Origin of the sequence: Solimonas sp. SE-A11, from assembly GCF_030345715.1 — a bacterium.
Taxonomy (GTDB): domain Bacteria; phylum Pseudomonadota; class Gammaproteobacteria; order Nevskiales; family Nevskiaceae; genus Solimonas_A.
Genome location: NZ_JAUASX010000003.1, coordinates 272,962 through 295,600, shown reverse-complemented (window position 1 = coordinate 295,600; position 22,639 = coordinate 272,962). Strand labels below are relative to the sequence as shown.

The following is a 22,639-nucleotide window of genomic DNA, read 5'->3' as shown; positions in this document are numbered from 1 at the left end:
ACATTAATATAGATCATGATCTATATCGTGATTTATTTTAATTGCAGGGAGAAAATTGCTAATGCTCAGCCGCAGATCGTTTCTCGTCAGATCCGCCTGCTACGGCGCAGTATCGGCAGGCTCCTTCGGGCTCACTGCCTGTGGAAATTCCTCAAGCATGGGCGGCGGCACTACGGTTAGGGGGCGCCCGCTGGAGCTAACGGCCTATCTCAATAACGACACCTATGTCACGCGTGCCCAGGTATTGGAGTGGGAGGCGCGCCGCATGCAGGTTGTCGCTAATCGCATGCGAGGCAATCTGCTCGGAGCCCTGGTTGGCGAGTTGGACTCGCTGATAACGCGGTCGGCCGCCGATATCTCCAACATCGAGGACGAGCGAGAGCGATTAGCCGACGCCAAAATGCGAGTGGGAGCAGACGGCATGAAGGCGCTGGTCGCGCCCGACTTGGTCATTAGCGGCGCTGCCGCAGAGTTGGCGGTCGTGCTCGCCAATGATCGTTGGAACGTGAGTCAAACCGAAATTTTTTGCAATCGCGGAACGGCCGAAGGCTTTGCCGATTGGTTCTCTCGTAAAGGAGTCTCCGAGAATGATCTTCGAGCCATGCTGGTGGCCTGCCCTGACCATTACTTCCTGCAGGGCACGCAGCCAAGCTTCCAGGAGGTGTACGAAACGGTAGGAGGCTCGGTAGCCTGCAGCCAATTCACGATCAACTACCGTGATCCAGCCTCGTTGCCCATGACCAATGAGCCCGACTTCCCGATCGTGTTCAATGGCGCAGCCAGGCGTAACAATGGGACCGTGATCGGCGGCACCAATCACCGTCTACGATCGCTGAATGACGGCTTCCAACTGCGGGCTGCGATTTTCTTCCCTCCAACGCTTCCTCCAACTGTTGTGCCGGAGCATCGCTGGCACCTCGCCTGTGAATTCAGCAACTGGATCGAGGCTTACATCAAGGAGACTGGCGATTAGCTGTGCGAGATTTGAAGGGGATAGCCCTATAGGCCCGGAACATCTACTTTCTCATGGGCAGTCCAAAGATGGTCGCCATGTCCCTGAGGCTCGACTCCGCCAAACCGTGGGTTGAATCGGAGATGTTCGGTCAGGACTAAAGTGTATGTCTTCAATGGCTGCTTCACGGCTGCCATTCAAATCGTCGCGACTTCCTCTTAGAGCTGTTATGAGCCATCCCGAGCGCCTGCTCCCATCCACATTGCCGCCATACTCCCTCATGGCCGGCCCCTTTCCACGAAAAAAAAAGAAAGCCCCGGAACCTTGCAGCGCCGGGGCTTTTTCGACAGCAGAAATCAGAAGGCGTAGGAGAAGCTCAGTGAGGCGTTGTCGCGATCGCGGTAGTTGTTGCGGTCGCCGGCGCCCGTGTACCAGGTGTAGCCCATGCGCATGCCGAAGTCCTCGCCGAACTGGATGTCGTTGATCAGCTGGAACTCCTTGCGGTCCTCGACGAAGTTCTGGAACGGCTGCGGCGCGGTGCCCTTGATGTCCCAGGCCAGGATCAGCGTCGGGCGGAACGACAGGCCGAAGATCACGTCGTTGAACTCGCCGCGGATCAGGCTGCGCACACCCCAGGCAAAGTCATCGGCAAAGCCCTTGGTCTGCTGGGTGGGATTGAACACCAGTGTCGCCGGCGGCACGCCGCCCGGCTGGCCGGTACCGTCGGCGCCGCCGCTGGCATGCGTCGAGTTGAGATAGAAGGTCTCGAACTGCAGTTCGTTGCGCTTGGGCATGTCGACGATATGCGTGAAGCCGACCTCGTTGATGAAGATGATCTGGTCGGCACCCAGGATATCGGACACCGCGCGGATCGCCGTCAGGCCGAACTGGCCGGCACCGAAGCGCTCCCAGCCGCGCATGTACTGCCCGGCTTGCACCCGGTCGATGCCGCGGTAGCGGGTCACGTAGGCCGGGAAGGCATCGGTGGCGGACGGGAAGGTCACGTCGGACAGCTCCAGCAGGCCGCCCACCACGCCACCGATGTCGCTCAACAGCTGGCCGGGGTTGGCCAGCAACGCCGGCAGGTTGCTGGCACCCGCACCAAGCAGGCCGATCAGGTCCAGGCTGCCCAGCGTCTGCAGGTCCAGCAGCTGGGTGAAGGCGATCTGGTTGGCGGGCAGCGCCGGCTGCGCGGCGCCGTAGAACAGGTCCTGCACCGAGATCAGCACCGGCAGGTTCGGGCGGTAGGCGTACTCACCGGCGATCGACCAGCTGCCGACGTTGGTGTTGAAGCTGAAGCCGTACATCTGGATGTCTTCGGGATACTCCACGATCACCCGCACGGTATCGGCCGGCAGCGGCTCCAGGCCCTCACCGTAGATCGGATTGGGCAGGGCGCCATTGAAGCCGCGGCAATCGACGTAGGCGCCGAGCACGCTGGTAGAGTCCCGCGCGCAGGAATCCTGCGCGGCGAACATCGAGGCGTACGGCAGGCGGCTGTGGTAATTCAGGAAGTAGAACGACAGGTCGGTGCCGTTGTTCAGCCAGTCGGCGAAGTGGCTGAGCTTGATGCCGTACTGGCCATCGTCGCGCGGCGAGACTTCCCGCACCGGCACCGTCAGCGTAGAGCTGCTGAGCAGGCGCAGGTCGCTGTTGTTGAACATGAACTGCTGGTCCGGGTCCTCGGGGAACTGGCCCAGCGAGACGTTGGCCGTGCGTCCGCGCCCGCCAATGAAATCGGTGAAGGAGAAGAAGCTGCCCGCCGGATCGACCTCCGCCGGCTTCCACTGCAGCTGATAGAACAGTTCGATCGAGGTGGAATCGGTCAGGCTGGTGGCCAGCACCACCGCGGGCACCGGCTTGAACACCTCGTTGATCTCCGAGCCCGGCGCATGCAGGCTGCGGTAGCTCGGCGGGTTGATCTCGCTGATGCTGTTCAGCGCCAGCAGGGTGGATTCGCCCCAGCGCACGATCTGGCTGCCGACCGTGATCGCACCCTCGCGGCTCTCGCCCCAGCTGAAGTTGTACTGCAGGAAGGCTTCGTACAGCTCGGTGCCGAGCGCATAGCGGTCCACCGCATCGCCCGGGCGCTTGTCGTGCTCCGGCTGGTACAGCGTATTGGGATGGTACTGGGTGAAGTCGGCATTGACCGCATCGTAGAACCCCAGCGCGTGGACGCGCGCCAGCCAGTCGCCCTTGCGCAGCGTGAGGTCGGTGTTGATCTTGGCCAGGGCGGCAACGATGTCGCCCTTGTCGTAGTTGAGGTTGCCATCGTCGCCGTTGGCACCGAAGAAGGCACCGCGGGCGTTGACCAGGCGCTGGTTGGGGCCCGGGTCGCCGCCGAGCGAGAGGCAATCGTCGGCCGCACAGAGGTCCTGCTGGCCGTCGATATTGGTCTTGCCGATCAGGTCGCTGCTGGGAGCCTGCATGCGGACCTGGGCGCCGACCGACAGGATCGTCTTCCACTGCATGTCGAAGCCGTAGAACTCCCCTTCCAGGGCGGATGCAGGCAGCGAAATCAGGGCCAGCAGGGCGGCCCCAGTCAGTTTCTTCACGTTTTCCTCCCGACGCAGAACGACTTTTTTATGGGACGGCACCGCCGTCTGGACGGACGCTACCATCGCTCAATGGCAGGTGTCACTGATTCGGACAACCGCCGCCCCTGTCATTCCGGCAAACGACTGTCCACTTGCCGCCGGGCCCCCTCCCGAGACCGGCCGGGCGCCCCTACAGGGCGTCGCGGTAGCTCCCCGGGGTGCTGTCCGTCCAGCGCCGGAAAGCCCGGTTGAAGGCACTCTGCTGCGAGAACCCCAGCAGGAAGGCGATATCCACCAGCGACAGCTCCGGGTCACGCACATAGCCCAGCGCCAGGTCGCGCCGCACGTCGTCCAGCGCCGCCTTGAAATGCGTGCCGCGCTGCAGCAGGCGACGCTGCAGGGTCCGGCCGGAGATGTTCAGCGCCGCCGCCACGTCCTCCATCTCCGGCAGCGCCTGCGGCAGCAGCCGTCCGATGGCGGCGCGCAGCTGCACCACGAAGGGGTCGGCAGCCAGCCCCAGCTCCCGGGCCAGGCGCTCCGCCCGGCCCTCCATCATCTGGCGCAGTTCCGGATCGGCCTGGGGCAGCGGCCGATCCAGCAGGCCGTTGTGGATCGACAGGCTGAAGCAGGGGGCGTCGAACATCAGCCGGCACTGGAACACCCGCTGGTATTCGTCCAGCACCGGCGGCTGCGGATAGGGAAAACTGACGTCCACGGGGCGGAACTGCTGACCGAAGACCCAGCGGGCGAAGCTCAGCATCGAGCCGGCCAGGCACTCCCCGGCCGGCCGTGTCTGCAACCCCGGCAGCGGCGGCAGCGACTCGCGCAGCCGCAGCAGGCCCTCGCCTTCCTCGTAGTCTACCTCCGCCCCCGGCATCACCAGCTGGTGCCAGCGCTGGTGCGCCTCGATCACCTGCCGACTGGTGCCGCAGCTCATCATGATGTAGCCCAGCACCCCGTAGTGCGCCGGCCGCACCTGCTCGCCGGCATGCAACCCCAGGAAGGAGTCGCCGGTCAGCTCGATGGCCCGCTCCAGCGCCGCATTGAAGCGCAGCCGCGATACCCAGCGGTCCGGGTCGGCCAGCGCCGCCTCCGGCACGTCCAGCACCGCCAGCACCGGCGCCAGCGGCTGGCCGCGGGCCTGCAGCCAGTCGGTCAGCACGCGGCAGTAGGCCATGCTCAGCCTGGGGGTTTCCGGGGGAAGGATCACGGCGCTTGGTGGCCTGCGGTCAATCGGTTGGCGTCCAGCGGTCAATCTTATGGAAAGAGCGGGCGGAACAATGTCGTTCGTCCACTTTCAATCCGAGACCTACCGCATGCAGCGCAAGCCGCTCGACGCCGAGATGGAGTTGTTCCGCGACTCCGCGCGCAAGTTCTTCCAGACCGAGATCCGCCAGCACAGCGAGCGCTGGCGCGAGGCCGGCATCGTCGACCGCGAGGCCTTCCTCAAGGCCGGCCAGGCAGGCTACCTGTGCGTGTGGGCCGACGAAAGGTACGGCGGCCTGGGCCTCAAGGACTTCCGCTACGAGCAGATCCTGATCGAGGAGAACGTGCTGCACGGCGACCCCGGCTTCTTCATGACCGTGCACAGCCGCCTGATCGCCCCCTACATCGGCAGCTTCGGCACCGAGGAGCAGAAGCAGAGGTACTTCCCCGGCATCATCAGCGGCAACACCATCCTGGCCGTGGCCATGACCGAGCCCGACGCCGGCTCGGACATCGCCGCCACCAAGACCCGCGCCGAGGACAAGGGCGACCACTGGCTGCTCAACGGCTCCAAGACCTACATCTCCAACGGCATCCTGGCGGACCTGGTGATCGTCGCCGCCAAGACCCATCCGGAAAACCCGCACGCCATGACCCTGTTCCTGGTGGAGCGCGGCATGGAGGGCTTCGAGCGTGGCCGCAACCTGAAGAAGATGGGCCTCAAATCGCAGGACACCGCCGAGCTGTTCTTCCGCGACGTGAAGGTGCCCAAGACCAACGTGCTGGGCCAGGTCAACAAGGGCTTCTACCACCTGATGCACGCCCTGGCCGAGGAGCGCCTGCTCTCCGCCACCGGCAACGTGGTCGCCGCACGCGCCGCCGTGGACGTCACCCGCGAGTTCGTGCGCAACCGCAAGGTCTTCGGCAAGCCGCTGTCCAAGATGCAGAACACGCGCTTCAAGCTGGCCGCGCTGGATACCGAGATCGAGGTCGCACAGACCTTCATCGACCGCTGCATCGAGGTCCACAACGAGGGTCGGTTGAGCCCCGAGGACGCCGCCCGCGCCAAGCTCTTCGCCAGCGAGGTCTACGGACGCGCCGTGGACGAAGGCGTGCAGTTGCACGGCGGTGCCGGCTACATGGACGAATACCCGATCTGCCGCATGTACCAGGACGAGCGCATCAACCGGATTTTTGCCGGCACCTCTGAGATCATGAAGGAAATCATCGCCCGCTCGATCCTCGACTGAACAAGGTAGAAATCCCATGCGCATGCCCGAATCCTGGAAAGGCCGCGTCCGCGTCCCCGCCATCGCCGCCCCGATGTTCCTGGTGTCCAATCCGAAGCTGGTCACCGCCTGCTGCAAGGGCGGCGTGGTCGGCACCTTCCCCGCCCTCAACCAGCGCAGCATCGCCGGCTTCGTCGAGTGGCTGGACGAACTGAAATCCCTGCTGGGCCCACAGGACGCGCCCTACGGCGTGAACCTGGTGGTGCACAAGACCAACCCCCGCCTGCAAGCCGACCTGGCCGAGGTGGTGAAGCACCGAGTGCCGCTGGTCATCACCTCGCTGGGGGCGGCCGCCGAGGTGGTGGACGCCGTACACAGCTACGGCGGCCTGGTGTTCCATGACGTCATCAGCCTGCGTCATGCCGAGAAGGCCGCCCAGGCCGGCGTGGACGGCCTGATTCCGGTGGCCGCCGGTGCCGGCGGCCATGCCGGCACCCTCAACCCCTTCGCCCTGGTGCCGGAGATCCGCGCCATGTTCCCCGGCTACATCGCCCTGTCCGGCTGCATCGGCAGCGGCGCCGGCATCGCCGCCGCGCAGGCCCTGGGCGCGGACTTCGGCTACCTCGGTACGCGCTTCATCGGCACCCAGGAAGCCGAGGCCCCGGATGCCTACAAGCAGATGCTGCTCGACACCCGCGCCGCCGACATCGTCTACACCCCGCACATCAGCGGCGTACCGGCCAACTTCCTGCGCCCCTCCATCGTCCGCGCCGGCCTGGACCCGGATCATCTCCAGCCCAAGACCGAGGTGGACTTCGGCACCGAGCTGTCCGCCGGCAAGGCCTGGAAGGACATCTGGTCCGCCGGCCAGGGCACCGGCTCCATCACCGACCTGCCGCCGGCCGGCGAGCTCTGCGAGCGCCTGGTACAGGAGTACCGCGACACCTGCAGGCGCCTGGGCAGCGCCTGAGCATGGATGGCGACAGTCCGGCGCGCGCGGCGCCGCTGCAGATGCAGTGGCCCGCGCCGCTGACGCCGCACGAGTGGGACCGCCGCTTCCCCGGCATCCTCGACGGCCTGGGCCTGATGGCCGGCGGTGCCAATGTCATCCTGCAACTGTCGCGCCTGCCGGTGGGCCGCGGCGTGTTAGAGAGCCGCGTCGAGAGCGGCAACATCTTCCGCCACCCGTTCAAGCGTTTCCGCACCACCGTCACCTACCTCGCCGTCGCACTGCTTGGCACCACCGCCGAGAAACTGGCCTACCGCCAGGCGGTGAACCGGCAACATGCCCAGGTGCATTCCACCGCCGAATCACCGGTGGCCTACAAGGCCTTCGACCCCGCGCTGCAACTCTGGGTGGCCGCCTGCATCTATTGGGGCTTCGCCGACGCCCACGAGAAGCTGCGCGGCCCGATGACGCGCGAGCAGGCCGAAGCGTTCTACCGCCTGGCCGAGCCCATCGGTACCACGCTGCAGGTGCGCCCGGGCATGTGGCCGGCCGATCTCGACGCCTTTACGCGCTACTGGGAAGACGGCCTGCAGGGTCTGGAGATGGACGAGCCGGTGCGGCGCTACCTGACCGACATCGCCGACCGCAAATTCCTGCCGCCGGCGCTGGGTGGTGGCCGCGGCCGTTTCATGACCACCGGCTTCCTGCCGCCGGCCCTGCGCGAGCTGATGCGCTTCCCCTGGAGCCCTCCGCACCAGCAGGGTTTCGAGCATCGGCTGGCGCGAATGGCACGCATCAACCGCCACCTGCCCCGCGTCATCCGCCAGTTGCCCTACACGCTGGCGATGTGGGACCTGCGCCGTCGCATGCGTCGAGGCTTGCCGCTGGTGTAGCCGCACGCCAGCCGCTAACGCCTCTGAAGGAGCCAGCTTGCTGGCGACAGGGCCCTCGCAAAAGTCTCAGTCCGGCGCCGGCTGCCACTGCTTGAGCAGCTTGAACACCTGCCCCGCCTTGGTCCCCATCATCGCCGCCGTGGTCATCACCCCGCCCAGCAGCGCGCCACCGACACCGGCCGTCACCACGTCCTGCCCGGTGAGATAGAGCCCCTTCACCGGCGTCACCGGGTGCAGCCACTTCTGCTCGAAGCGGCGCAGGTCATGATCCAGCCCATAGATCTCGCCGCGGTCGTACATGCCGAAGTACTCGGTGGACAGCGGCGTGGAGAGCTCCACGTAGTCCAGCTTGCCACGCAACTGGGGCATCTGCTGGTACAGCCCTTCCAGCAGGCGCTCGGTGAACTGCGCCTTCAGGGCCTCGTACTCGGCGCCGCGCTGATTCCAGGTCTCCTTGGCCCAGGCCTCGAACCACTCGTAGCGGCCCAGCGTGATGACCTCCACCGTGCTCTTGCCGGGGTAGTGTTGGTCCCATTCCGGGTCCTTGGCGGACGGAAAGGAGATGTACAGCATCGGCAGCGTTCCCTGCGGGTCGGCCAGGAAGCGTTCCGTATTGCCCTCGTGGTCCGCATCCGGGTACACCCAGAGATTGGTGCGCGGCAGCCCCAGCTCCCGGGCGCTGCCCTTGAAGCCGGCATAGATGCACAGGTGCCCCGAGGACGGCTTCACCTCGCGCAGCTTCTGCGGGTAGCCGTGGCGCTCGCGCTCCGCCTGGGGCAGCAGGCGCTCGAAGGTGAGGCGCGCACCCGCACTGCTGACCACCGACTTCGCCTGGATACGGCTGCCGTCCTCCATCTCCACGCCGCTGACCCGCCCGCCCTCGGTCAGGATCTGCTTCACGCGGGCATAGGTGAAGACCTCGCCGCCGCCGGCCCGGATCACAGGGACAATCGTGTCCGCAATCTTCCAGGAGCCGCCCACCGGGTAGTTGCCGCCGGCAAAGTAATGCTTGGTGACCGCCGCGTGCATGATGAAGGCCGCATCGCGCGGCGGCAGGCCGTAGTCGCCCCATTGCCCGGTCAGCACCGCGATCAGTTCCTGATTCCGTGTCAGCCCCTCCAGCACCTCGCGCGTGCTCATGAAGCATTCGCGCGGCACGCGTAGCGGGCGGACCTTCTCATAGAGCCGCGCCAGCCTCGGCGGCATCGCCTGCCCGGCGAAATAGGCCTGCATGCTGCGGCTGACCTTGGCCACCAGGGCAAAGTAGCGGTCGATCGCCTCCTCCTCGCCGGGGAAGTGACGCTTGAGCTCCGCCATCAGGTTCTCGCGGCCGGCGATGAAATCGTAGTGCTTGCCACCGATGATGATGCGATCGTAGACCGCGTCCATCGGCGCCCACTGCAGCTTACCGTCGGAGATCACGTCGAAGATGCGGCGCAGCGGCGTATGCGGCTTGTGCACCTCGCCGATGTAGTGGACGCCCACATCCCACTCGTAGCCTTCACGCTCGTAGGAATGCGTGAATCCCCCTGCCGTGTAGTGCTGCTCCAGCACGCAGACCTTGCGGCCCAGCCGGGTCAGCAGCGCGGCGCAACACAGCCCGCCGATGCCCGAGCCGATCACGATGACGTCGTACTGCTCCGCCGCACGCCCGGGCCGATAGCGCTTGCCTGTTCTTTTCATGATGTTCCCCTCTCCTGCCGCCTTATAGCGCGCCGGCCGCAGGCTCGCCATGGCATCCGTGACAGTCCGAAACCGAACTGACACGAATCGGTCACCGGGCTGTCATCCCGCGCCCCTAGGTTTCGCAGCTCTTCCTGCACGCATGAAAACGGGGATTGCCTGATGAAACGCTTTGGATTGACGCTGATCGCCTCCACGCTGGCAATAGGCCTGGCCGCCTGCGAAGGCGACGACGGCAAGAACGGCTCCAATGGTACCGACGGCACCAGCGACGTCGTCGTGGAACTGAGCCACATCGGCCGCTACAAGTCCGGCAAGTCCGGAGTCAGCGCCGCCGAGATCGTGGCCTATGACGCCGCTTCCAAGCGTCTGTTCGTGGTCAACGCCGCCGATGTCAGCATCGACGTGCTCAACGTCGCCAACCCGGCCGCCCCGGCCAAGGTCGGCACCATTGTCATCCCCAGCGGCGGCAGCGCCAACAGCGTCGCCGTGTTCAATGGCACGGTGGCCGTGGCGGTCCAGGCTCCGGTCAAGACCGATAACGGCCGGGTCGAGTTCTACAATGCCGCCACGCTGGCCAAAATCTCCGAGATCGGTGCCGGCGCCCTGCCCGACATGCTGACCTTCACCCCCGATGGCAAGGCCGTCCTGGTGGCCAACGAAGGCGAGCCCAATGCGGGCTACACCATCGACCCCATCGGCTCGATCAGCGTGATCGACCTGCGCGATGGCGTGGACAAGCCCAAGGTCAAGCACATCGACTTCACCGCCTTCGACAGCGACGCCGAGAAGGCCAAGCTGCTCGCGGACCGCGTGCGCATCTACGGCCCCGCCGCCAAGGTCTCGCAGGACCTGGAGCCCGAGTACATCGCCGTATCGCCGGACGGCAAGACCGCCTGGGTCACGCTGCAGGAAGCCAACGCCGCCGCAGTTCTGAACATCGCCGACATCGGCAACCCCAGCATCACGCGCATCAAGTCCTTCGGCTTCAAGGATCACTCGATCATCGGCAACGAGCTGGATGCCAGCGACCGCGACGGCCGCATCGACATCCGCAACTGGCCGGTCAAGGGCATGTACCAGCCGGACGCCATCGCCGCCTACAGCTTCAACGGCAAAAATTACTACGTCACAGCCAACGAAGGCGATGATCGCAACGACTTCATCACCGGCGAGGAAACCAAGCGCCTGGGCCACGCCTCCATCATCCTGGATCCGGATATCTTCCCAACCGCCGCCGCCCTGAAGGACAACGCTGCGCTGGGCCGCCTCACCATCACCACCTTCGGCGCCAAGAAGAAGGAAGGCACTGGCGAGCTGATGGGCCGTGACGGCACCCTGCAGGAAATCCTGGTTCTCGGCGGCCGCTCGTTCAGCATCTGGGACGAGAGCGGCAGCCAGGTCTACGACAGCGGCTCCGACTTCGAGCGCATTACCGCCAAGGCCAACCCGCAGTTCTTCAACGCCAGCAACGACAACAACAACTTCGACGACCGCAGCGACAACAAGGGTCCGGAGCCGGAAGGTGTCGCGCTGGGCAAGATCGGCGGCCGCACCTTCGCCTTCATCGGCCTGGAGCGCGTCGGCGGCGTCACGGTCTATGACGTCAGCAACCCGCGCAGCGCCCGCTTCGTGCAGTACATCAACACCCGCGACTTCACCAAGCCCACCACCGACGAAGCCGGTGACACCGGCCCCGAGGGCGTGACCTTCATCCCTGCCTCCGGCAGCCCCAACAGCAAGCCGATGCTGGCCGTGGGCAACGAGGTCAGCGGCACCACCAGCCTGTTCCAGATCGACGTGGTCGAGCTGAAGAACAACTGATAGCAGCCGGACAAAAAAAGGCCCCGCCTCGGCGGGGCCTTTTTTGTGCATACTGGATTCCCGACCAGTCGATCGACCCTCACGCGCTCTCTGTGGTTTCTGGCCCTGGCCTGTTGCGCGCTGATGGGAGCGTTCTGCGTCTTCGCCGGCATGATCGCCATCTTGGAGCGATACCCGACAGCTTCCTGGCCTACACGAGAGGCCAAAGTGATGCAATCACGGCTGGGCAGTTCCAGCAGCGCCAGTTCCCGCGGCACGCATTGGCATCCTCATATCCTTGTCGCCTACCTGGATGATGGAACGGAAACGGACGTCTCCGTCGCCTACGGCCGCTTCCTCGGCTTTGGCGCCGGGTTGAAGCAGACCGCGGAGCAGGATATCGCGCGCTATCCGGTGGGGCGCGTGGTGAAGGTGTATGACGAGCCAGGCAATCCCCGAACGGCCATACTGGAGCGCCTCCACTGGGAGGAACGCCTCGACTGGATCGCGCTGGGTCTTGCCCTCTTCTGTATACCGTTGCTGGCATACCGCAAGATCAAGTGCGGAGCCAGTATATCGACCTGATGCCTCCGCTGCGGGCATTCAACCTCATATGACTTGAACTTCCCGACCGCAAACGGCGGCGCGTGATTTGCAGCCCAGCGCGATTCCAGAAGGACTGCGGTAGCAGAGGCGAGTGCCTTGCTTGCGCTCGTCACCAAAGAGACTGTCCGGCACCCCGCGCCGCCCTCCTACCACCGCGTCGGCTTCGGATTCCGCTCCCCGAAATCCTTCTGGTGCCAGTACGGATAGATCGGTTCCACCTGGCTCGCCGCTTCCAGCTTCGCCACCTGCCCGGCCGTGAGCTTCCAGTCCAGCGCACCAAGGTTCTGCTTGAGCTGCTCCTCGTCGCGCGCGCCGATCACCAGGTTGCAGACCGTGGGCCGCTGCAGCAGCCAGTTGAGCGCCACCTGCGGCACGCTCTTGCCGGTCTCCCTGGCCACCTCGTCGATCGCGTCCACCACCGTGTAGAGGTACTCCTCGTTCACCGGCGGCCCGCCCGCGGCGCCGCCCTGGGCGATGCGGCCGGAGGTGGCGGCCTGGCCGCGGCGGATCTTGCCGGTGAGGCGGCCCCAGCCCAGCGGGCTCCAGACCATGGTGCCCAGGCCCTGTTCCAGGGCGAGCGGCATCAGCTCCCACTCGTACTCGCGGCCGATCAGCGAGTAGTAGCCCTGGTAGGCCACGTAGCGGCCCAGGCCATAACGCTCCGAGGTGGCCAGCGCCTTCATCACGTGCCAGCCGGAGAAGTTGGAACAGCCGATGTAGCGGATCTTGCCGGCACGCACCAGGTCGTCCAGCGTGCCCAGCACTTCCTCGGCCGGGGTCAGCGCGTCGTAGCCGTGCAGGAAGTACAGGTCGATGTAGTCCGTGCCCAGGCGCTTGAGGCTGGCCTCGCAGGCGCGGATCAGGTGATGGCGCGAGGAGCCCTTGTCGTTCGGCCCCGCCCCTACCGGGAAGGTACCCTTGGTGGAGATCAGCAACTCATCACGTCGGCCACGGATCGCCTGCCCCAGGATTTCCTCGGAGGCGCCGGCGGAATAGATGTCAGCGGTGTCGAAGAAGTTGAGTCCTGCGTCGAGGCTGACATCGACCAGGCGCTTGGCCTCGGCCACGTCGGTGGTGCCCCACTTGCTGAACATCGCACCCTTGCCGCCGAAGGTACCGGTGCCGAGGCTGAGGACGGGGACCTTGAGGCCGGAGCGGCCAAGCTGCCTGTATTCCATCGTGAACTCCTGTCAGGGGGATTTTTTCTTCGGCTGTGACTTTACCTCGCCACGGCGACCGGCATATGGTCGCGCACCCCCATCGGATCGAGGAACGCACATGGACCTGGATGAATACGGACTCAAGCCCCTGGACTTCAGCGGCGAGACGGTTGCCCCGCCGGCCAACGGCTTCACCCGACGCGGCTTCCTCGTCACCACGCTCGCCAGCGGCTTCGCCCTGGCCAGCAGCCCGGTCCTGGCACAAGCCATCAAGACCGATTCGAAGGGCCTGGTCGCCGGTGCCGTGGAAATCGCCGTGGCCGACGGCAAGATCCCGGCCTACCGTGCGCGCCCGGCCAGGAAGGGCCACTACCCCGTCGTGCTGGTGATCCAGGAAATCTTCGGTGTGCACGAGCACATCCAGGACGTCTGCCGCCGCTTCGCCAAGCTCGGCTACTGCGCCGTGGCGCCGGAGATGTTCGCGCGCCAGGGCGACGTCTCGCAGATGAACGACATCGGCCAGATCCTGCAGCAGGTGGTCTCCAAGGTGCCGGACGCCCAGGTGATGAGCGATCTCGACGCCACGCTGGCCTGGGCCGGAAAGTCGGAAGGCGCCGATACCGCCCGCGTCGGCATCGTCGGCTTCTGCTGGGGCGGCCGCACCACCTGGCTCTACGCCGCGCACAACCCCAAGGTGAAAGCCGGCGTGGCCTACTACGGCCTGCTCGGCGGCATGAAGTCCGACATCAAGCCGCAGGACCCGCTGGACATCGCCACCACCCTGAAGGTGCCCGTGCTGGGCCTCTATGCCGCGGGCGATGCCTACATCCCGCTGCCGCAGGTGGACCAGATGCAGAAGGACCTCGTGAAGTCCGGCAGCGGCTCCAAGATCATCGTCTTTCCCGGCGTGGACCACGGCTTCCATGCCGATTACCGGCCCACCTACGACGCCACCGCCGCGCAGTACGCCTGGAAGCTGACGCGCGACTGGTTCAAGGAGCACGGCGCCTGAGTACCAGCGAAGACGCTCAGCGCCGCGCCTGGCTCGCCGGGCTGGCGCTGGCCGTCGCCGGCGCGGTGTTCTTCTCCGCCAAGGCCGTCATCGCCAAGCTGCTGTACCGCGAGGGCATCGACGCCGTCACGCTGATCGCGCTGCGCATGCTGCTGTCACTGCCGGTGTTCCTGGCGGTGGCGGTGTGGACCTGGCGGCGCCAGCCGCGGCTGGACGCGCGCGATCTCGGCCGCATCGCGCTGCTTGGCCTGCTGGGCTACTACCTGTCGAGCATGCTCGACTTCCTCGGCCTGCAATACGTCAGCGCCGGCCTGGAGCGGCTGATCCTGTTCCTGACGCCGAGCTTCGTGCTGCTGATCGGCCTGTTCGTGCTGGGGCGCAGCGTCACCCGGCGGCAATGGTGGTCGCTGGGATTCGCCTATGCCGGCATCGTGCTGGTGTTCTGGCATGACGTGAACCTAGGAGGGCCACAGGTGGCGCTGGGCAGCGCCCTGGTGGCGGGCGCGGCCATCTCCTATGCCATCTACCTTCTGCTGTCCGGCGAACTGATCGCCCGTGTCGGCTCGCTGCGCCTGGTGGCGCTGGCCATGACCGTCTCCACCGCCGCCTGCCTGCTGCAGTACGCCCTGCTGCGTCCCCTGCCCGGCCTGATCGAGCAGACCCTGCCGGTCTGGCGCCTGTCGCTGCTCAACGCCAGCCTCTGCACCGTGCTGCCGGTGTTCCTGACCATGATCAGCGTCGGCCGCATCGGCGCCGGCCCCTCGGCCCAGGCCGGCATGATCGGCCCGGTGTCCACCCTGTTCCTGGCCTGGTGGCTGCTGGGCGAACCGATCACCGCCCTGCAGTTGGCCGGCACCGGCCTGGTCATGACCGGCATGCTGCTGCTGTCCCTGCGCCAGGCCCGGCGGTAGAAAGCCCACTACGCCGATGAGACGAATGCTGCGTCGCAGCATTCCGGCAGAATGGCGGCTCATCGTTCGGCGGCAGGTGTGACATGGCGAAGTGGACAGCGCAAGACATCCCCACCCTGGCCGGCAAGCGCGCCGTGATCACCGGCGCCAACAGCGGCCTGGGCCTGGAAACGGCTGCCGAACTGGCCCGCGCCGGCGCCGACGTGGTGATGGCCTGCCGCGACCCCTCGCGCGCCAGCGCCGCGGTGGCCGAGGTGCAGCGCCGCGCCCCCGGCAGCCGCATCGAGGCCATGGCCCTGGACCTGGCGGACCTGTCCTCCATCCGCGCCTTCGCCGAGGGCTACAAGGGGCGCTACGCCTCGCTGGACCTGCTCTGCAACAACGCCGGCGTCATGCACCTGCCCCTGCAGAGGACCCGCGACGGCTTCGAGATGCAGGTGGGCACCAACCACCTCGGCCACTTCGCGCTGACCGGGCAACTGCTGGACTCCCTGCAGGCGGCCCCCGCGGCCCGCGTCGTCACCGTGGCCAGCGTCGCCCACCGCGCCACCAAGGGCATCGACCTGGACGACCTCAACTGGGAGCGACGCCCCTACAGCCCGGCCGACGCCTACGGCAAGAGCAAGCTCGCCAACCTGATGTTCCACTTCGAACTGCAGCGGCGCCTGGAGAAGGCCGGCAGCTCGCTGGTCGCCGTAGCCGCCCACCCGGGCTACTCCGCCACCAACATCGGCTTCGGCCTCAAGGACAAGACGCCGCTGTGGAAGCGCTGGGCCATGAACATGGGCAACAGCCTCTTCGCCCAATCCGCCGCACAGGGTTCGCTACCGACGTTGTACGCCGCCACCGTGGCGGACATCGCCAGCGGCGACTACATCGGCCCCGACGGCTTCATCGAGTTCATGGGACACCCCAAGCGCGTCGGCTACCGCCCGGAAGCCCGCGACCCGGAACTGGGCGCGCGTCTCTGGCAGATCTCCGAGCAGCTCACCGGGCTGCGCTATCTCTGACTCGCGCCGGGGCCGGCAAGGCCAATCTCAGCGCGCCCGGCGCGCCGCCTTGGCCTCGAGATCTTCAACGTAGAGATTGTCGCGGCCGGCATGCTTGGCCTTGTACAGGCAGTGGTCCGCCGCATGGTAGGCGTCCGACAGCGGCACGTTGGGCCCCACTGCCACGCCGCCAGCGCTGACCGTCACCACCGCCGCCTGGTTGTCGCGGTGCTCGATACCGAGGTTGCGGATCGTGTCGAGCAGTTCGGCCAGGCGCTCGCGGCCGTCGTTGAGATCGCAGTCGTACAGCAGCAGCGCGAACTCGTCGCCGCCCAGGCGCGCCGCCATGTCCATGGTGCGCCGCGCGTACTGCGCCAGTACCAGGCCCAGTTCGGCCAGCACGCCGTCGCCGTATTCGTGGCCGTAGAGATCGTTGACCTTCTTGAAGTGGTCCATATCCAGCAGCGCGAAGAACATCCCACGCTGCTGCCCGCGCGAAACCGTGCGACAGGCGATCTCGTAGCGGTCCTCCAGCGCGCGGCGATTGGCCAGGCCCGTGAGCGGATCGCGGAAGGCCATCATCGACAGCAGCTTGCCTGCCGCCCATTGCCGCCGCGAGGACAGGCGCGTACCCCAGGCCGTCAGCAGTGCCGTGCCCAGCAGCAGAACCTCCAGGATCACCTCCTGCGTGCCGCGCCCCGGTGCCTCGCCGGGCAGCAGCCAGGCACCGAAGAGGATTGCGACATAGCCGGCGACAAAGGCCATGCAGCGCGCCAGCGGCAGGCGGGCCAGCGTCACCACCGCTACCGGGATGGTGAGCACCAGGTAGGGTTCCACCATGTGGCCCAACGCGTGACCGCGGTAGCGGATCAACTCGACGCTGGCCACCACCAGCAAGAACCCGCCCATCAGCAGCAGTTCCGCCATGGACGACTCCACGCGCCGAACCTGCGACAGCGTCACGGCGATGAACAGCGGCACCACCACCGCCAACTCGATCCACAGCAGCAGCAGCACCAGTTCGGGAGGCGTGCCGGCAATCGCCGCCTGCCAGAGCGGCGCCGTGCCGAAGCTGAGTACCGGGATCAGGCCCAGGCAGATGCGCGTGAGGCGCGCGGAGCGGCGCTCATGGGCCTCGAATTCCTCTTCCAGGCGCGGCGCCATGCGCACACCGCGGCGCGATTCGGAGGCGACGTCGCGCAGCGCACGGATTTCTTCGGGATTGAGCACCTGCTCCGGCAGTGCAGCGTCTTCGACGGGTGCAGCCGACCTTGCCTCCTGCAGCGGAGGCATTTCCCCGGAAGCCACTTCCGCCGTCTCGGCCGGGCCGGTAAGAGCCCCGTTCACGTGGACGCGCCCCGCATCTGGCGTCTCCCCAACCCCTGTCTGGCCCCATGGTAGAGCCAGCCGCCAAGAAAAGAAAAGACATGATCCACCCCTTTCAGGGGGGTTCTAGCCGCTCGAAAGTGCCAGGAATGCAAGTTCTTCCTGCTGGATCATGAAAATGTGACGCATATCTCATATTTTCCGAAGGCCAATGCCGGCAGGGCGGCGAGCCATGCCGGCGGCACGGGCGGCATACTTCCGCCATCGTGAATGACAACCCCTCCCCCCTCCCCCCGCACCGCGACGGCGTCAGTGCCAGCACCGTACAGCTGCCCTGGGGCCCCTGGGCCCGGGTGCTGGACTTTCTCGTCGAGCAGTTCCCGGGCATTGGTGCCGAAGCCTGGCATTCGCGCATGGCGCGCGGCCTGGTGATGGACGCGCAGGGCCAGCCGCTGGCGCCTAGCAGCGGCTACCGGCCCGGCGGGCGCCTGCATTACTACCGCGAGCTGGAGCAGGAAACGCCGGTGCCCTTCGAGGCGGAGCTGCTGTACCGCGACGAGCACCTGCTGGTGGCCGACAAGCCGCACTTCCTGCCGGTGGTGCCAGCCGGCCGCCACCTGCAGGAAACCCTGCTGCTACGCCTGCGCCGCCGCCTGGACCTGCCCGAGCTGGCCCCCCTGCACCGCATCGACCGCGGTACCGCCGGGCTGGTGCTGTTCTCGGTGCAGGAGCAGACACGCGGCCGCTACCAGGCACTGTTCGCCCAGCGCGCGGTGGACAAGGTCTACGAGGCCCTGGCGCCGCACCTGCCGGGCCGCGAATTCCCGCTGCGGCATTGCAGCCGGCTGGAGCCGGGAGAGCCGTTCTTCCTGATGCGCGAAGTGCCCGGCATACCCAACAGCGAGACCGGCCTCGAGATCGCCGAGCGGCGCGGCGCGCTGGACCTCTACCGCCTGCGTCCGGTCACCGGCCGCAAGCACCAACTGCGTGTGCACTTGGCGGCCCTGGGCGCGCCGATCCTTAACGACGACTTCTACCCTGAACTGCATCCCGCCGACGAGGCGGACTTCAGCCGCCCGCTGCAGTTGCTGGCACGGAGCCTGGAATTCCGCGATCCGCTGGATGGCCGATTCAGACGATTCGAAAGCCGCCGGCAGCTCCTAGAATCGACGAACTGATCCCTATCTCCGGAGCCCCCGTGGATTCCAGCGCATCCGAGTTCCTGCAGCCGGCATCGGTCGTCGATTCCGATCACCCCGAGGTCCAGGCCTTCGCCCGCCGGCATGGCCGTGGCGAGACGCCGCGCGAGCAAGCCGTGGCCCTGTACTACGCCGTGCGCGACGGCTTCCGCTACGACCCCTATGCCATCGACGTCAGCGCCGAGGGCCTGCGCGCCAGCAGCGTGCTGCGCCTGGGCCATGGCTGGTGCGTCACCAAGGCGGCCCTGCTCGCCGCCGGATGCCGCGCCCTGGGGATCCCGGCCAAGGTGGGCTTCGCCGACGTGCGCAACCACCTGTCCACCGAGCGCATGCGCCGCACCATGCAGACCGACGTGTTCTACTGGCACGGCTACACCGCGATCCTGCTCGACGGCGCGTGGGTCAAGGCGACGCCGGCCTTCAACATCGAGCTCTGCGAACGCTTCCGCCTGAAGCCGCTGGAGTTCGACGGCCGCGAGGACTCGATCTACCACCCCTACGACCTGGCTGGTAACCGGCACATGGAATACCTCGCCTTTCGCGGCGAGCACCTCGACGTGCCCTGGCAGGAGATGCGCGCCGACTTCGAGCGCCTGTACCCGACGCTGCCGCGCCTCGACCAGGCCAGCTTCGAAGCCGACGTCGCCGCCGAGAACACCCGCTGAATCAGCCGCGCCTCAGCCAGGCGAGGTAGCCGGTCGCCGCGGCCATCATCAGCATGCCCGGCAGCATCACCAGGCTGGCCGGGTACAGGGGCGCCAGGGCGCCGCCCATCTTGCCGAAGTGGAACAGGATCAGCGCCAGCCCCAGGCCGATGCAACTCAGCTGGAAGCCGGTGGACGGCAGCATCGGCGCTCGCAGCGGGGCCATCTCCTCGGCATGCCCGTACCCCGGCGGCGGTTCGTCATGCACCGGCTCGTTGGCCACGGCATAGGCCAGGGCCGCGGCGTTCAGGCTGCTTCGGGATGGTGCGCTCATATGGGTTCCCCTGATGTCTGCGGCCCATAACGCAAGCCACGTGCCAGACAGCCGGCACCCCGGCCGCTCGAACCGCGGTTCATACTGGTGTAGGCCAATTCCTATACCGGCGGGGTTGGCACTTGAGGTTAAATGCGCCGGGGTGAGAGACGTGCGCCATGCAGCGCACGGCATTGGGGTAGCGGGTGAGCCGGGCCAACAGCCGCCGGGCAAGAGGATCATGAACAGCATCAATCAGACCTGTGCCACGGATTCCGTGCCGGCGAATGCCCGCACCGCAGGCTCTCGTTCCATGACGTCCGCCGCCCATGACTGAACCCGGTGCACGCACCATGCCGACCGCGACGGATGCCAAGGCCCTGCTCGGCGAACTGTGCATGTCGCTGCTGGCCGAGATGGACGGCCGCCTGCAGTCGATGATGCAGGCAGCCGACACCCTGCTGTTCGAACTCGCGCGCGGCAGCCCTCCGACCCAACTGCCGGGTTTCCTCAATGCGCGCCACCTGCTGCGCAGCGAAGGCGTCCGCGCCACGCTCACCGCCAGCTTCCGCGAGGCATTGCAACGGAGGCTGAACCCCGCCACCGCCCGTGACACGCAGGCACAGCAACTGGCACTGCGCGGTAACGACGAGGTCGAGGACAGCATCCGCCTGGCCGACATGGCGGTGCGCGCCGGCAGCAGCTGCGAGGCGCAGATCCAGGACCTGTCCTCCCGTTTCGACACACTGCGCGGCCTGCTGCCAGACTTCCCCCCGGTGGCCAGCCTGACGCCGCTAGGCCTCTGCGAGGCCTTCGCCTCCGCCGTAGGCACCCTGCCGGATAGCTCCGCCGCGCGCAGTGCGCTCAACCGCCTGTTCGAACAGACGGTGCTGGCGAAATTGCGCCCGGTCTACGCCGAGGCCGTGGCCAGCTGCGAACGCCATGGCATCCTGCCGACAACACGGCGCGGCCGCTCCACCGAAAACTCCGAGCGCGCCACCGCCAGCATGCTGCAGAAGGTCCGGTGCGGTGAATCGCTGCTGCCCGGCGAACCGGGTTCCGCTGCCTCGGGATTCCTGCCGGACTTCAGCGCCGGCTTCTCCGATGCCGATCTGGCGCAACTGCTGCTACAGGCGCTGCAGGGCCAGGCCGCCACCGGCTTCGACCTGCCGCAGACGCGGCTGATGAAGCAGCGCGCCAGCCTGGTCGGCCGCATGATCGATGAAATCCTCGACGATCCGCAGATTCCCCCGCGCCTGTATCCGCTGATCGAAGCTTTCCGCTTCCCCGCCATCAAGGCCGCGCTGGCGGACGCCTCGTTCTTCACCAACCGCCAGCACCCGGTGCGCGTACTGATCAACGACATGGCCGACATGGCCGGCGACACCCGCATCGGTGGTGCCGACGCCTTGCAGCGCTTCGACGGCTGGGCGCGGCGCGTGCTGCGCCAGGCCGACCTGGCCGCCGGCACCGTGCACGAACGACTGGCCGGCACGCAGCCGCTGGCCGCCGGCGAGGTCGAGGCCTTCCTGCTGGAGCAGGGCCGGCAGCAGCAGGAGCGCCACAAGGCCCTGCTGCGCAAGGTACGCGAGGTGGTCGACCAGGAACTGGAGCTCTGCACCGCCACCTCTGGCCTGCCCGACCCGGTCTGGCCCCTGCTGCGCAGCGGCTGGGGCCCGATGATGGCCAGCCACCTGCTGCATCACGGCCCGGACAGCCAGGTCTACCGCAGTGGCATGGAACTGCTGCACCGCGTGCTGCAGGCCCTCAACCCCGAGACGCCGAACGCCCGTACCCCGGCCGAGCGCGCCACCCTGCGCGTCGACCTGTTCAAGGCATTGACCGCCGTGGGCATGCCGCGCGAACGCGCGCATGAACTGCTCAAGGGCCTGGACCAGGCCCTCAACGGCTTCAGCCGCCAGGATCCGCCGGGCACCGGTGCCGCCAGCGTGGCCGCCGCGCCCGCCATGGCGGACTGGGAACCGCTGTCGGCCACCATGGAAATCACGCTCAAGCGCCCGTCGCGCCCTCTCCCCGAACCCGCCCCGGCCCGTGAGTTGCCCACCGAGGCGGAGCTGGCAGCGCTGGCGCGCACCACCGAGATCGTCCGCGAGCTGCAGGCCCAACCGCTGGCCACTGCCGTCATCACGCGGGCTGAAACCACCTCGGAAGCACTGCCCGAGGCGGTCACCGCCGACACTCCCGCCGAGGAGGCCGCGCTGGCGGATGCCATTGCCGACGCCATCATGGACAGCGTCGCCAACAGCGCCGAGATTTCCGAGGAAGTAGCGGCCGAGGCCGCCGAGATCGCCGCCGTCTTCGCCGAGCCTGGCTCCGAGGCCGAGGAAGACCCGGCGGATGAGACCACCTCAGCAGGCATCGTCAGCCTGCCGCTGGAGCTGCCCACGCCGCAACGCCTGCTGGAACAGCTGCTGCGCGTCGGCGCCTGGTTCCGCGTCTACGACCGGCGCAGCCAGGGCACGCGCTGGCTCAAGCTGAACTCCTGGTTCCCGCAGGTGAAGCGTGCATCCTTTACCGAGTTCGACGGCCACAACGGCCTGACCGTTACCGCCGCCGACCTGCTGGAGGACCTGCTGGAGGGTCGCTCCGAGCCTATCGACATCCCGCCGCAGACGGTGCTGGTACTGCAGGCCCTGCGCCAGCAGCATGCCGATCACAAGAACGGCGCCGCCCCGGCAGCGGAGGAAGCCCCGCCGGAAGCGGCGCCGAGCTCGCTCGTCGCCTGAGACCGCCGCCCGATTCAGGAAATGCGGCGCAGCCCGCGGTTGATGGCCGCGCCCAGCACCAGACGCACCACCGTTCCGGCCACCGGCAGCGACGAATCGAAGTCGATCACCCACTGCACGCGCGAGCCTTCGGCGGTCTTGCTGAAGGTCAACTCGCCGCTGTGGTTCTTCACCGGCGCGCCACCCTTGCTGATGCGGTAGCGGATCAGGCGGTTCGGCTCGGCCGCGGTCACGGTCTCCTCGATGCCTAGCGGAGCCACGCCGATCAGGCGCACCGAGCCAACGCCATTGACGTCGTCGCCCACCGCATCGCGGATTCGCTTGACCGGCACGCCGAGCACGCGGCTCAGGCGGTTGTGATCGGACAGGAGCGCGTACACGTCCTCGACCGGAAGCGTGAAATCGCGGCTCACGTGGACCTGGTGCTGCGCCATGGGATGCTCCTATTGGAAATGCTAGGGAAATGCGAAGAAGTCGATT

General features: G+C 66.9%; 19 protein-coding genes. 12 read left to right on the top strand and 7 right to left on the bottom strand.

The features are described from left to right. Window positions 1-157: 157 nt before the first annotated feature. Entirely contained in the window at window positions 158-973 is an 816-nt protein-coding gene (locus tag QT386_RS06295) for a hypothetical protein (RefSeq protein ID WP_289272894.1), read from the top strand. A 335-nt stretch (window positions 974-1,308) separates the two neighbouring features. Here QT386_RS06295 and QT386_RS06290 read toward each other — a convergent pair whose 3' ends face one another. Then, window positions 1,309-3,507 carry a DUF1302 family protein gene (locus QT386_RS06290; protein ID WP_289272893.1) on the bottom strand — a complete coding sequence of 733 codons (2,199 nt, stop codon included), beginning with the start codon at window positions 3,505-3,507 and terminating at the stop codon, window positions 1,309-1,311. Window positions 3,508-3,679: 172 nt separating this feature from the next. Further along, a complete protein-coding gene (locus QT386_RS06285; protein ID WP_289272892.1) occupies window positions 3,680-4,666 on the bottom strand; it encodes an AraC family transcriptional regulator in 987 nt (328 codons plus the stop codon). A gap of 139 nt (window positions 4,667-4,805) precedes the next feature. Between QT386_RS06285 and QT386_RS06280 the strand changes: the two genes are divergently transcribed. From QT386_RS06280 to QT386_RS06270, 3 genes are read left to right on the top strand one after another with little or no spacing between them, the layout of a single operon-like run. Continuing rightward, window positions 4,806-5,945, top strand: coding sequence for an acyl-CoA dehydrogenase family protein (locus QT386_RS06280; protein WP_367401400.1), 1,140 nt, complete (start codon window positions 4,806-4,808; stop codon window positions 5,943-5,945). 16 nt (window positions 5,946-5,961) lie between these two features. Continuing rightward, window positions 5,962-6,894 (top strand): nitronate monooxygenase family protein, encoded by a 933-nt coding sequence (locus QT386_RS06275; RefSeq protein WP_289272890.1) that lies wholly within the window; start codon window positions 5,962-5,964, stop codon window positions 6,892-6,894. Window positions 6,895-6,896: 2 nt separating this feature from the next. Beyond that, window positions 6,897-7,766 (top strand): oxygenase MpaB family protein, encoded by an 870-nt coding sequence (locus QT386_RS06270; protein ID WP_289272889.1) that lies wholly within the window; start codon window positions 6,897-6,899, stop codon window positions 7,764-7,766. Window positions 7,767-7,832: 66 nt separating this feature from the next. Here QT386_RS06270 and QT386_RS06265 read toward each other — a convergent pair whose 3' ends face one another. Further along, window positions 7,833-9,449, bottom strand: coding sequence for an NAD(P)/FAD-dependent oxidoreductase (locus QT386_RS06265; protein WP_289272888.1), 1,617 nt, complete (start codon window positions 9,447-9,449; stop codon window positions 7,833-7,835). Between the two features lie 162 nt (window positions 9,450-9,611). Here QT386_RS06265 and QT386_RS06260 point away from each other — a divergent pair, with 162 nt between their 5' ends. Further along, on the top strand, window positions 9,612-11,273 hold the full coding sequence (locus tag QT386_RS06260) for a choice-of-anchor I family protein (RefSeq protein WP_289272887.1): 1,662 nt from the start codon (window positions 9,612-9,614) through the stop codon (window positions 11,271-11,273). Between the two features lie 45 nt (window positions 11,274-11,318). Next, complete coding sequence (locus QT386_RS06255; RefSeq protein WP_289272886.1) at window positions 11,319-11,837, top strand: DUF3592 domain-containing protein; 519 nt, start codon at window positions 11,319-11,321, stop codon at window positions 11,835-11,837. Window positions 11,838-12,004: 167 nt separating this feature from the next. Here QT386_RS06255 and QT386_RS06250 read toward each other — a convergent pair whose 3' ends face one another. After that, a complete protein-coding gene (locus tag QT386_RS06250) occupies window positions 12,005-13,036 on the bottom strand; it encodes an aldo/keto reductase (protein WP_289272885.1) in 1,032 nt (343 codons plus the stop codon). 100 nt (window positions 13,037-13,136) lie between these two features. On the opposite strand from QT386_RS06250, the gene QT386_RS06245 reads away from it, so the two are divergent. From QT386_RS06245 to QT386_RS06235, 3 genes are all read left to right on the top strand, one after another. Further along, window positions 13,137-14,030: a dienelactone hydrolase family protein gene (locus QT386_RS06245; protein ID WP_289272884.1), complete on the top strand. Its 894-nt coding sequence runs from the start codon at window positions 13,137-13,139 to the stop codon at window positions 14,028-14,030. Beyond that, window positions 14,027-14,941 (top strand): DMT family transporter, encoded by a 915-nt coding sequence (locus QT386_RS06240; protein ID WP_289272914.1) that lies wholly within the window; start codon window positions 14,027-14,029, stop codon window positions 14,939-14,941. The genes QT386_RS06245 and QT386_RS06240 overlap by 4 nt, the downstream gene beginning before the upstream one ends. A gap of 83 nt (window positions 14,942-15,024) precedes the next feature. Continuing rightward, entirely contained in the window at window positions 15,025-15,951 is a 927-nt protein-coding gene (locus QT386_RS06235) for an oxidoreductase (RefSeq protein WP_289272883.1), read from the top strand. A 27-nt stretch (window positions 15,952-15,978) separates the two neighbouring features. Here the strand turns inward: QT386_RS06235 and QT386_RS23360 are convergent, their stop codons facing one another. Continuing rightward, complete coding sequence (locus tag QT386_RS23360; protein WP_289272882.1) at window positions 15,979-17,277, bottom strand: GGDEF domain-containing protein; 1,299 nt, start codon at window positions 17,275-17,277, stop codon at window positions 15,979-15,981. A 245-nt stretch (window positions 17,278-17,522) separates the two neighbouring features. On the opposite strand from QT386_RS23360, the gene QT386_RS06225 reads away from it, so the two are divergent. Then, window positions 17,523-18,434 (top strand): pseudouridine synthase, encoded by a 912-nt coding sequence (locus QT386_RS06225; protein WP_289272881.1) that lies wholly within the window; start codon window positions 17,523-17,525, stop codon window positions 18,432-18,434. 20 nt (window positions 18,435-18,454) lie between these two features. Beyond that, on the top strand, window positions 18,455-19,120 hold the full coding sequence (locus QT386_RS06220) for a transglutaminase family protein (RefSeq protein ID WP_289272880.1): 666 nt from the start codon (window positions 18,455-18,457) through the stop codon (window positions 19,118-19,120). Between the two features lies 1 nt (window position 19,121). On the opposite strand, the gene QT386_RS06215 is transcribed toward QT386_RS06220, so the two are convergent. After that, on the bottom strand, window positions 19,122-19,433 hold the full coding sequence (locus QT386_RS06215; protein WP_289272879.1) for a hypothetical protein: 312 nt from the start codon (window positions 19,431-19,433) through the stop codon (window positions 19,122-19,124). 332 nt (window positions 19,434-19,765) lie between these two features. Here QT386_RS06215 and QT386_RS06210 point away from each other — a divergent pair, with 332 nt between their 5' ends. After that, entirely contained in the window at window positions 19,766-22,159 is a 2,394-nt protein-coding gene (locus QT386_RS06210) for a DUF1631 family protein (RefSeq protein WP_289272878.1), read from the top strand. 14 nt (window positions 22,160-22,173) lie between these two features. On the opposite strand, the gene QT386_RS06205 is transcribed toward QT386_RS06210, so the two are convergent. Further along, entirely contained in the window at window positions 22,174-22,593 is a 420-nt protein-coding gene (locus QT386_RS06205; RefSeq protein WP_289272877.1) for an SRPBCC family protein, read from the bottom strand. Between the last annotated feature and the right edge of the window lie 46 nt (window positions 22,594-22,639).